The following is a 10593-nucleotide window of genomic DNA, read 5'->3' on the forward strand; positions in this document are numbered from 1 at the left end:
AGCTGTGTATAAGAGACCGGCCCACGCCGCATCACCGGGAGACCACCCCATGGCTCACTCCACCCCGCCGTCCCTCACCTGCTCCGGCCTGACCTTCGCCTGGCCCGGTGGGACGACCGTCTTCCAGGACCTCGACCTGGCCGTCGGCCCCGGCCGGACCGGCCTCATCGGCCTCAACGGCTCCGGCAAGTCCACGCTCCTCCGGCTCATGGCCGGGCGGCTGGCCCCGGCCTCCGGGACCGTCAGGACGGCCGGCGAGGTCGGCTACCTGCCGCAGAACCTCGTCCTGGACACCGCCCTGGCCGTGGACGCGGCGCTGGGCATCGCCCGTACCCGGGCCGCGCTGCACGCCATCGAGGGCAGCGACGCGAGCGAGGAGCACTTCACCGCCGTCGGCGACGACTGGGACGTCGAGGAACGGGCCCGGGCCGCCCTCGACCAGCTCGGCCTCGCCCACATCGGCCTCGACCGCACCATAGGCGAGGTCTCGGGCGGCGAGTCGGTCCTCCTCCGACTGGCCGCGCTGCTGCTGCGCCGCCCCGACGTCCTGCTCCTGGACGAGCCGACGAACAACCTGGACCTGGATGCCCGGCGCCGCCTCTATGACACGGTCGCGTCGTGGTCGGGGGTGATGGTCGTCGTCAGCCACGACCGCGAACTGCTGGAGCTGGTCGACCAGATCGCCGACCTGAGAGCGGGCGAGGTCCGCTGGTACGGCGGCAACCTGTCCTCGTACGAAGAGGTGCTGGCCGTCGAGCAGGAGGCCGCCGAGCGGATGGTGCGGTCCGCCGGGGCGGATGTGAAGCGCCAGCAGCGCGAACTGGCCGAAGCCCAGGTCAAGTTGGCCCGGCGGGTCCGGTACGGGCAGAAGATGTACGACTCCAAACGCGAGCCGCGCATCGTCATGAACGCGCGCAAGCGCTCGGCCCAGGAATCCGCGGGCAAGCACCGCGGCCTGCACGCCGAGCGGCTGGAGGAGGCCAGGGAGCGGCTGGAGGAGGCCAGGGAGGCGGTGCGGGACGACGCCGGGATCCGCGTCGACCTCCCGCACACGGCGGTCCCGCCGGGCCGGACAGTCCTGACTCTCAAGGACCTCCGGCTGCCTTATGGGGCGGGGTCCTCGGAGTCGCCCGGGCACGCGTGCGTGGCCGGGTTCGAGATCCGGGGCCCCGAGCGGATCGCGCTCGTCGGCCGCAACGGGGCGGGGAAGACGACGCTGCTACGGACGATCGCGGGCGAGTTGGAACCGGCGGGTGGCGAGGTGGTGGCGCACGTTCCGGTGCGCTTCCTGCCGCAGCGACTGGACCTGCTGGACGACGGCCTGACCGTCGCCGAAAACGTCGCGCGGTACGCGCCCGCGGCGACCGGCAACCGGATCCGGGCGCGGCTGGCCCGCTTCCTCTTCCGCGGCGCCCGCGCCGACCAGCGGGCAGGAACGCTCTCGGGCGGCGAGCGCTTCCGGGCGACCCTGGCGGCCCTGATGCTCGCCGAGCCCGCCCCGCAGCTCCTCATGCTCGACGAGCCCACCAACAACCTCGACATGGCCTCCGTGCGCAGCCTTTCGGCCGCGTTGGAGTCGTACGAGGGAGGGCTGATCGTGGCGAGCCACGACGTGCCGTTCCTGAAGGGGATCGGAATCACCCGCTGGGTGCGGCTGGCCGGGAAGTTGGCGCCGGTGGATCCGGAGGAGGTCTAGAGGGAGGTCGGGGTCTGGGAGGAGGCCTCGGGAGCGGCCCGGGCCTGTGCCGCGCAGGTCGGACGGATCCGAGGCCGCGCCCGGCGGTGTGCCGCGCCCGGCCGCGGGTCGCGCAGGAGATCGAGAAGTCGCGCGGGAGATCGAGAATCGGACATCGGGGAGTCCGAAAAGCCTGAGGGATGCGTCACATGTCTGCCGGTGCGGCTGAGGATCTGTACCGGTAGTCCGACCTGGGGCCTTCACCGACCGGCCCCAACAGCCGTATACACCAGCCCATTTGGGACGAACGCCAGTCTCACAGCAGGAGCATAAGGGGACAGAAGGGGGTTGATCTTCCCTGCCCTTGGCCGCAGCCTTACCGAGGCTTTAACCTACGGTTTCGTAACCTACGGAGTCGTAGGACCAGGCACGCCGTCCCGGCGTGCCTTCCGCGCGTTTCCGGCGCGGTACGGCGAGCCAGCCGTACGCCCGTGAACGCCGCGAGCCGTAGGGGCATCAACCCCGCCCCCGTAAGCACGTCCGCACGCCCCAGGAGCCGCTGTGACCATCACCCCCGCCCCGCTCATCGCGTCGTCGGAGGCAATGAGTGACGCCCGGCTGCTCTACGCGCTGGAGGAGGTCGTCGAGACCGAGCTGAACCGGCACCTGAAGGTCGCCAAGGAGTGGATGCCGCACGAGTACGTGCCGTGGAGCGACGGCCGGAACTTCGACGGGCCGCTCGGCGGCGAGGCGTGGGCACCCGAGCAGTCCAAGGTCAGTGACATCGGCCGAATCGCGCTCGTGGTCAACCTCCTCACCGAGGACAACCTGCCCAGCTACCACCACGAGATCGCCACCCTCTTCGGCCGCGACGGCGCCTGGGGCACCTGGGTGCACCGCTGGACGGCCGAGGAGGGCCGGCACGGCATCGTGATGCGCGACTACCTGCTCACCTCCCGGGCCGTCGACCCGGTCGAGCTGGAGCGGTTCCGCATGGCGCACATGTCGGAGGGGTTCGAGTCCGACAACCGGCACAGCATGCTGCACTCGGTCGCGTACGTCGCCTTCCAGGAGCTGGCGACCCGCATCTCGCACCGCAACACCGGCCACCACTCCGGTGACCCGGTCTGCGACCGCATGCTGGCGCGCATCGCGACCGACGAGAACCTCCACATGGTCTTCTACCGCAACCTCCTTTCGAAGGCCTTCGAGCTCGCCCCCGACCAGACGATGTCGGCCGTCCGCGACGTCGTCGTCAACTTCCGCATGCCGGGCCACGGCATGCCCGGGTTCGAGCGCGCCGCCGCGCAGATGGCGATCGGCGGGATCTACAACCTGCGCATCCACCACGACGACGTGCTCCAGCCGGTGCTGCGCTTCCTGAAGATCATGGAGATCTCCGGCCTGGGCCCCGAGGGCCTCAAGGCCCAGGAGGAGCTGGGCCTGTACATGGGCGGCCTCGACGACCAGGCCACCAAGTTCGACGAGCGCCGCGAAGCCCTCCTGGCCCGCCGCGCAGCCCGCCAGGCCTCGGCGTAAAGGGCGGTCACCGTCCTGGGCGACCCCGCGGGTCAGTGGCTCAGCGCCGCCTGAGCTCCTCAACGGTCCACAGAATCTGGTCATTACTCGGCACACCCGGCTCCTCCGCCGATCCGCCGTTGCCATCGGCGCGGACAGTTGCAGTGGCCACGGACTCACCGGCGCCGGCAAGGCCTCCGACCGCGGCAGCCGGCCCAGTGATCACGACACCGCACAGCAGCGCCGCGGCGCCGAGCACGACTGAAGTACGCACCTTCACGTGGTTCACGAAATCTCCCATGCCAGACGGATAAACAACCCCCATCCAAGCCACACAAGACCACAAGAACCAACACAGACGGTCGAGAACTGGCCATCGGGGCAGTTTCGTTTCGGGGATGTTTTGGGGGCGGTTTCGTGGGTGCACCGTAGGAGTTAACGGTGCGTCATACGCTCGGCGGACACCGGTCGCGATGCGCGTGGCCGGTTCCGAGGAGGAGACAACACGCATGAGCCTGCGATCGCGTGCGGCCCTTCGGGCCGCGTTCGTTGTGTTCAGCACTGCCGCGCTGGCCGTCGCCGGCGCGTTCGCGACGGCGCGAGCCGACGCGCCCGCCGGGTGGCAGGAGGTCGGGTCGTCCACGGTCGGGAGCCTCAACGCCGGGCAGGGAGTGGCCACTTACGAGAACGGGGGGACGCTCTACCGCGGGATCGGGTCCATACCCGCGGAGTTGGCCGCACAGGGGTGGAACCACGTCGGCGATCCTGACATCGCCTCCGGTTACGTCTTCGACGCGTACGAGGACCAGGACGCGGCGACCGCCAAGATGTTCCGGGTCACCACCCCGGCCAACGTCAGCTACACCTACGTGCACCAGCTCGAGCCCGGCGAGAAGTACAACAACTCCTTCGCCGCCGTCTCCCCCGACGCGCAGTGGCTGGTCTCCGGGGAGTGGGGCGACACCGACCGGCTGCTGGTGTTCCCGGCTCCTGTGCTGAACCCCGCGACCCCGGCCACCGGCGGGGAGCTGGCGCGGGCCGCGCAGATCGATCTCGACAAGCGGGTGCGCGACCTCCAGGGCTGCGACTTCGTCACCGCGACCCGGCTGGTGTGCGCCTCCGATGACCATGCCACCGACCTGTGGCCCAACCCGCTGCCCATCCACCAGATCGACCTGGAGCGGCCGTTGGACGGTGGCACGGTCACCGGGCACGTCACCAACATCGGCGCGCTGGAGCAGGAGAGCGCCTGCTCCGGCACCTTCGAGGCCGAGGGCATCGACTACCACGCCGGTAGCGGGACCCTGCGCGCCCTGGCCATCCAGCCGGGCATCTGCATCGTCGCCACGACCGAGTACCGGTACCGGGCGGCAGCGGGCTGACAGGAGCAACCCGGCAAGGGGCGATCGCCGGTTCTTCCGCCGCGACGATCGCCCCCTGCTCGGCCCCGCGCGCCTCCTACAACTCCTTGATCCGGATGTTCCGGTACGAGATCACGTCGCCCGTGCTGTGGGTCTGGAGGCCCAGGTAGCCCGAGGCGTAGCGGCGGCCGTCCGTGCCCGGGTCGTCGCCGCGGGGCGGTTCGAAGACCTGGCCGCCGGTGTTCTCGAACTTGTTGATCAGGACGCCGTTGCGGAACACCTTGTAGTGCTGGCCGACCACGCGGATCTCGTAGTCGTTCCAGGTGCCCTTGGGAGTGGCGCCCGTGCCGCTGAGGCCGACACGGTCGAAGCCGTAGAGCGAGCCCGTCTTGTACATGTCGCCGGTCGGGCTGTCGAAGATCTGCACCTCGTGGCCGTACTTGATGGCCACCCACTCCGGGCGCGACTCCTCGGGGTGGTCGTGGACGTCCGGGAAGCGGACGAAGACGCCGCTGTTGGCGTTGGCCGTGCCCGCGGCGTCGTCGCGGAACTGGAGCTTCAGCGAGAAGTCGTCGTACTTCCGCTGCGGGAACCACAGCATGCCCATGCCCGCCACCGTCGTGCTGCTGGTGATCGTGGAGTCCTCGTTCAGGCCGAAGGCTCCGCCGCCCACGTGTTGCCAGCGGTCGAAGGAGGCCTTCGTGCCGTCGAAGAGGTCGCGGTAACCGGTGTTCTGGCCCGGCTTGCCGATGCCGGACTGCTGGGCGGCCCGGTTGACGGCCTTGTACTCGCGCCGGTCGATGACCCCGTCGGCCAGCAGCCCGTCCGTGACCTTTTTGACGTGCTTGAGGAAGAGGGCCTGGGAGGTCCAGTCCTTCTCGTCCTCGATCAGCTCGTTGATGGTGCAGCGGTTGCGGGTGACGCGGTTGGGCACGCCGGTGTCGACCGTGCCGACGATCACCGTCAGGCGCTCGTCGTACTCCGGGCAGTTGGGGGCCGGGACGCCGCCGCCCGCGACCACTGTGAAGGACACCTGCCGGGGCTCGGAGGTGTTGCCCGCCTTGTCCGTGGCGCGGTGGGCGACGGTGTGGCGGCCGACTCCGTCGACGGTCACGGGCGCGGTGTACGCGAGGTACGGGCCGCCGTCCAGGGAGTACTCGGTCTTCTCCACGCCGGAGTCCGCGTCCGTCGCGGTGACCGTCACCTTCGCGCCGCCGAGGTAGTTGCCATCGGAGTTCCTGTCGCCGGTCACGGCGGCGGTGGTCTCCGGCGGGGTCTTGTCCTCGGCGGGCGGGGCGACGACCGTGAAGTCGACCGACTCCACCTCGGCCGCGTTGCCCGCCCTGTCCGTGGCGCGGTAGCGGACGGTATGGGTTCCCACGTCGCCGACCACCACGGGTGCCGTGTACGCACCGAACTCCCCCTCCCCCACCGCGTATTCGATGGTGTTGACGCCCGAGCCGGTGTCGGACGCGGTCACGGTGACCGTCGCCGAGCCCAGATAGGCGCCCTCGGAGTTCTTCTCGCCCGTCACCGTGGCGGAGGTCTCCGGTGGCGCCGTGTCGTCGGTCGGCGGCGCGACCACCGTGAAGTCAACGGACCCGGCCGCCGATTGGTTCCCGGCCTTGTCGGTGGCTCGGTAGCGGAACGTGTGCGTCCCCACCTCGTGGACCATCACCGCCTCGGTGTAGGGCTGGAACTCGCCCTCGCCCAGGGCGTATTCGACCGTGTCGACGCCCGAGCCGCCCTCGTCGGTCGCGGAGACGGTCACCGACGCCATGCCCACGTACGCGCCGTCGGCGTTCTTGTCGCCGTCGACCTTCGCGGAGGTCGCCGGCGCCGTGGTGTCCTCGCCGCCACCTCCCTCGGTGACGACGAGGATGCCCTGCATCGAGCCGTGGCCGGGAATGGTGCAGTGGAAGCGGTAGCGGCCCGGGGTGAGCGTGACCTCGGCGGTGTGCCTGCCGCCCTGCGCGTCCGCGGGGTTGGCGAGGATGTTGAGCGGGACGTCGTTGTTGTACTCGGGGTCGGAGACGTCGAAGGTCAGGGTGTGCGGCATGCCGGTGGTGTTGCCGGTGGCCGCGCTGTTCTCGAAGACGATCGTCGTCGGTCCGGCCACCGCGGTGGTGGGCGCGGACGCGTACTGGGTGATGTCGTCGCCCGCGGTCCAGGTCAGGGTCTGGGCCGCGGCCCGCCCGGCGCCGCCGACCGGTGCCTGCATCGCGTACGCGGCGACGGTGCCCGACGTCAGGCCGAGCAGCAGGAGGAAGGCGGCGAGCAGCGACGTCAGAGGCCGCCCCTTGCCGATCCTCCTCCCGGGCCCGCCCGGTTCCATGAACGTTCGCCGCTTGACGGATATTCGACGTTTCATGAACTCGCCTTTCGTGCCAGCTCCTTGGCCGCCGGGGTCGCGGGCCCGCCCTGGTAGGTGACCCGCCAGAGCGCCGACTTGGCGTCGGAGGTGAAGAAGCCGCGGCCGTAGTCGAGGACGTAGAGCACGCCGTCGGGGCCGAACTTCCAGTCCATGAGGTTCTTGATGCCCTCCGCGCCCACCGGGACGATCTTCTTGAGGGACTCGGCGTGCACCGGCAGCCCGCCCTTGCCGATCGTCCTCGGGTCGGTCAGGACCGCGTGGCGCGGCTGGTCGGCGTCGTAGAAGTCGCCGACGAACCAGCGGCCGTCCCAGTAGGCGGGCCACTTCTCCTTGCTGGCACTGGCCGCGTCATAGCGGTAGACCGGGCCGTTCATGGTCGCCTGGCCGCCGCCCTTGAGCCACGGCAGCAGGTACTCGGCCTCCTCGGTCTGGTAGCTGGGGATGCCGTCGGCGTTGCGCGGGTAGTCGGGGGCGCCGCCCTGGGGTGAGTACCAGATGGTGTTGGACTCGATCGGCGGCAGGTTCACCAGGCCGTCGTTGTTGGGCGACTCGTTCTTCGGGTGGTCGCAGTCGTACCAGCCCAGCGGCTTCTTCGGGTCGGGCAGGTTCCGGTCCCGGTACGGCTGCTTGTTGCCCATGCAGTAGGGCCAGCCGTGGTTGCCCGCGTGGGTGATCGCGGCGAACGTGTCGTACTTGGCCGGGCCCCACTCCGGGCTCGGCTTCCCCGCGTCCGGGCCGACCCAGCCCGCGTAGAGGATGTCGGTCTTCCGGTCGACGGAGATACGGGCCGGGTTGCGCACGCCCATCACGTAGATCTCGCCGCGGGTCCTGCCGCCGCCCTCGTCCGGCTCCTTGCCCGTGAAGAGGTTCCCTTCGGGGAGGGTGTACGTGCCGTCGTCCTCGGGGTGGATGCGCAGGATCTTGCCATTGAGGTTGTTGGTGTTGCCCGCGGTGCGGCGGGCGTCGGCGAAGGAGACGCCCTTGTAGTCCGGCTCGGGGTTGTTGCCGGAGTAACCGTCGCTGAACTGCGAGGAGTTGTTGTCGCCGGTGGCGATGTAGAGGTTGTCCTGGGAGTCCCAGGCCATGCCGCCCCCCGCGTGGCAGCAGCTGTGGATCTGGACCGGCCATTTGAGGAGGACCTGCTCCGAGGACTGGTCCAGCTTGCCGGTCCCGGGGTCGACGGTGAAGCGGGAGACGCGGCGCTCGGCCATGTGCGTCTCGCGGTTGATCTGCGAGTGCGGGGTGTAGTGCAGGTAGATCCAGCCGTTGGTGAGGAAGTCGGGGTCGAGCTCGATCCCGAGGAGGCCCTCCTCGTTCTTGGTCAGCTCGTCGCCGCCGCCCTTGTTGCCGAAGACCGTCAGGGCACCTACGAGGGTCGCCTTCCCGGTCTTCGGGTCCCAGACGTGAATCTCGCCCTGGCCCTTGCCGATGTCGGGGTTGTTCCAGTCGGTGACCACGGGCTTGCTCGCGTCGGCGCCGCCGCGGCCGATGAAGAAGACCCGCCCGTCCGGGGCGGTGACCAGGCCGTGCGGCTCGCCGATCTGGTCGTTCCGGCCGGGCTGGTTGGGCTGGGTGACGCGCTCCGCCCGGTAATTGGCGGTGATCGTGGCCTGGCAGTCGGCGCGGGCGAGGCGGGTGGTCCACAGCAGGGCGCCGCGCAGGTGGGCGCGGAAGTCGGTCTCCTGGTAGCTGTCGACCGTGCCGCCCATGCCGGTGTAGAAGGACCGGCCGCCGTCGTAGTCGCGGCACCAGGAGATGGGGTGGTCCCAGCCGCCCGCGCCCTCCCCCGGCCGGTACGAGCTCTCGCGCACGCGGGCGACGGTGTGCACCTGTCCGGAGGGGTTGGCCGCCCAGTTCAGCCACTTGTCCGGGCGCTTCCACTCCAGCGGCAGCCCCTTGGTGGCCGGATTCGCGCGGTCCCCGACTTCCACGACGGCCCGCTGGGCGGAGGCGGGGCTGTTCGCGGCCGGGCGGGCGCCGACCAGTCCGGTGAACCAGTCGGAGTACGGCTCGGTGCGCGCGGCGTCGTGGATCCCGAGGAACCCGCCGCCCGCCTCCATGTACGCCTCCAGGCCCATCTCCTGCTCCGGGGTGAGCACATCGCCGTCGCCGGTGAGGAACACGACGGCGTTGTACGTGCCGAGCTTCTTCCGGGTGAAGACGGTGGGGTCGTCGGTGGCCTCCACCGCGAACCGCTGGGCTGCCGGGCCCTGTTGGCCGATCTTCTCGATGGCCTCGATGCCTGCGTCGACGGTCGGGGACTCCTCGGTGCCCGGGGTCGCGTGGAAGGCCAGGACCCTGACGTTCGCCCCGCCGGGCGGTGACGGCAAGTCCAGCGCGGCGGCGACCGCCGCGGCTGCCGCCGCCTGGCCGGGGGCCTCTGCGCCGAGGGCCTCCGCGCCGGAAGCCGGCCGGGGCGGGACCGCCTCCGGCGACGGCGTCCCGGGCCGCGCGGCGGCAGGCGAGCCGCCCAGCAGGGCCGCGGTGAGAGCGCCGGCGGCCAGGGCGGCGGCCCAGCCGTGCCGGACCCCCCACGGGCGGGCACCCGGCCCTCGTCTGTGTGGGGGAATCTGTCGTCGTGGTGCGTGCCGCATGGTTACGCCCACCCCTTTTCGGTCACAGCAACATGGGTCGCGGTAACAGCCGACCGATGAAGCTAGACCTCTTTTTGCGGACCGCCAATAGCTATGACCCGAACTCATCGAACTTTGTCCTGGCTGTGGATGAATGAGCGTCAGCGGTCTACGGTGATGGCCGTCCCCGAAGTGCGTGCACGATGGGAGAACGATGGCCGAAATGGGCAACATGCCGAGGCGGGTTTTCAGCCGGCGCCTCCTGGCGGGCGGCGCGGCCGCCGCCGCCATCACGCCGGTGGCCGTTTCCACCGCCTCGCAGGCGGCCGCCGAGAAGTCCGGGGTCACCCGGTCCGTGGCCGGCGAGGGCGGCACGGTCCGCCGCGTCAAGCTGTACGCGGAGAAGCTGGCGGACGGCCAGATGGGCTACGGGCTCGAGAAGGGCAAGGCCACGATTCCCGGCCCGCTGATCGAGCTGATCGAGGGCGACACGCTCCACATCGAGTTCGAGAACACGATGGACGTGGCCGCCAGCGTCCACGTCCACGGCCTGGACTACGACATCGCCAACGACGGGACCGCCCTCAACAGGAGCACGGTCGAACCGGGCGGCAAGCGCACGTACACCTGGCGCACCAACACTCCCGGCAAGCGCGCGGATGGCACCTATCGGCCCGGCAGCGCGGGCTACTGGCACTACCACGACCACGTGGTCGGCACCGAGCACGGCACCGGCGGGATCCGCAGCGGGCTGTACGGACCGGTGGTGGTGCGCAGGAAGGGTGACGTGCTGCCCGATCCGGGCAAGCAGTTCACGATCGTCTTCAACGACCTGACGATCAACAACAAGAAGGGGACCGCCGCCCCCAACTTCGAGGCCACCGTGGGCGATCGGGTCGAGATCATCATGATCACGCACGGCGAGCACTACCACACGTTCCACATCCACGGTCACCGCTGGGCGGACAACCGAACGGGCATCCTCCAGGGCCCGGACGACCACAGCCGGGTCATCGACAACAAGATCACCGGTCCTGCCGACGCCTTCGGCTTCCAGATCGTGGCCGGGGAGGGCGTCGGCAGGACCGGTGA

General features: G+C 70.2%; 7 protein-coding genes. 4 read left to right on the plus strand and 3 right to left on the minus strand.

Annotation, left to right across the window (positions count from 1 at the left end; translation table 11 throughout):
* Positions 1-49: 49 nt before the first annotated feature.
* On the plus strand, positions 50-1696 hold the full coding sequence (locus AOK16_RS23225) for an ABC-F family ATP-binding cassette domain-containing protein (protein ID WP_055474096.1): 1647 nt from the start codon (positions 50-52) through the stop codon (positions 1694-1696).
* A gap of 540 nt (positions 1697-2236) precedes the next feature.
* Entirely contained in the window at positions 2237-3214 is a 978-nt protein-coding gene (locus tag AOK16_RS23230) for an acyl-ACP desaturase (protein ID WP_055474097.1), read from the plus strand.
* A gap of 40 nt (positions 3215-3254) precedes the next feature.
* Here AOK16_RS23230 and AOK16_RS27340 read toward each other — a convergent pair whose 3' ends face one another.
* Positions 3255-3482, minus strand: a complete 228-nt coding sequence (locus tag AOK16_RS27340) for a hypothetical protein (RefSeq protein ID WP_169790942.1) — start codon at positions 3480-3482, stop codon at positions 3255-3257.
* Positions 3483-3702: 220 nt separating this feature from the next.
* Here AOK16_RS27340 and AOK16_RS23235 point away from each other — a divergent pair, with 220 nt between their 5' ends.
* A complete protein-coding gene (locus tag AOK16_RS23235; protein WP_055474098.1) occupies positions 3703-4575 on the plus strand; it encodes a hypothetical protein in 873 nt (290 codons plus the stop codon).
* A 76-nt stretch (positions 4576-4651) separates the two neighbouring features.
* Here AOK16_RS23235 and AOK16_RS23240 read toward each other — a convergent pair whose 3' ends face one another.
* Together AOK16_RS23240 and AOK16_RS23245 are read right to left on the minus strand one after the other, a co-directional pair.
* Positions 4652-6889: an OmpL47-type beta-barrel domain-containing protein gene (locus AOK16_RS23240; RefSeq protein ID WP_055474099.1), complete on the minus strand. Its 2238-nt coding sequence runs from the start codon at positions 6887-6889 to the stop codon at positions 4652-4654.
* Between the two features lie 32 nt (positions 6890-6921).
* Entirely contained in the window at positions 6922-9522 is a 2601-nt protein-coding gene (locus tag AOK16_RS23245) for a ThuA domain-containing protein (protein WP_079101689.1), read from the minus strand.
* A 211-nt stretch (positions 9523-9733) separates the two neighbouring features.
* On the opposite strand from AOK16_RS23245, the gene AOK16_RS23250 reads away from it, so the two are divergent.
* Positions 9734-10593: multicopper oxidase domain-containing protein (locus AOK16_RS23250; protein WP_055474101.1), on the plus strand; the 860-nt coding region annotated here is incomplete at its 3' end.

Origin of the sequence: Streptomyces pathocidini (assembly GCF_001418495.1) — a bacterium.
In the GTDB taxonomy this organism is placed as follows: Bacteria; Actinomycetota; Actinomycetes; order Streptomycetales; family Streptomycetaceae; genus Streptomyces; species Streptomyces pathocidini.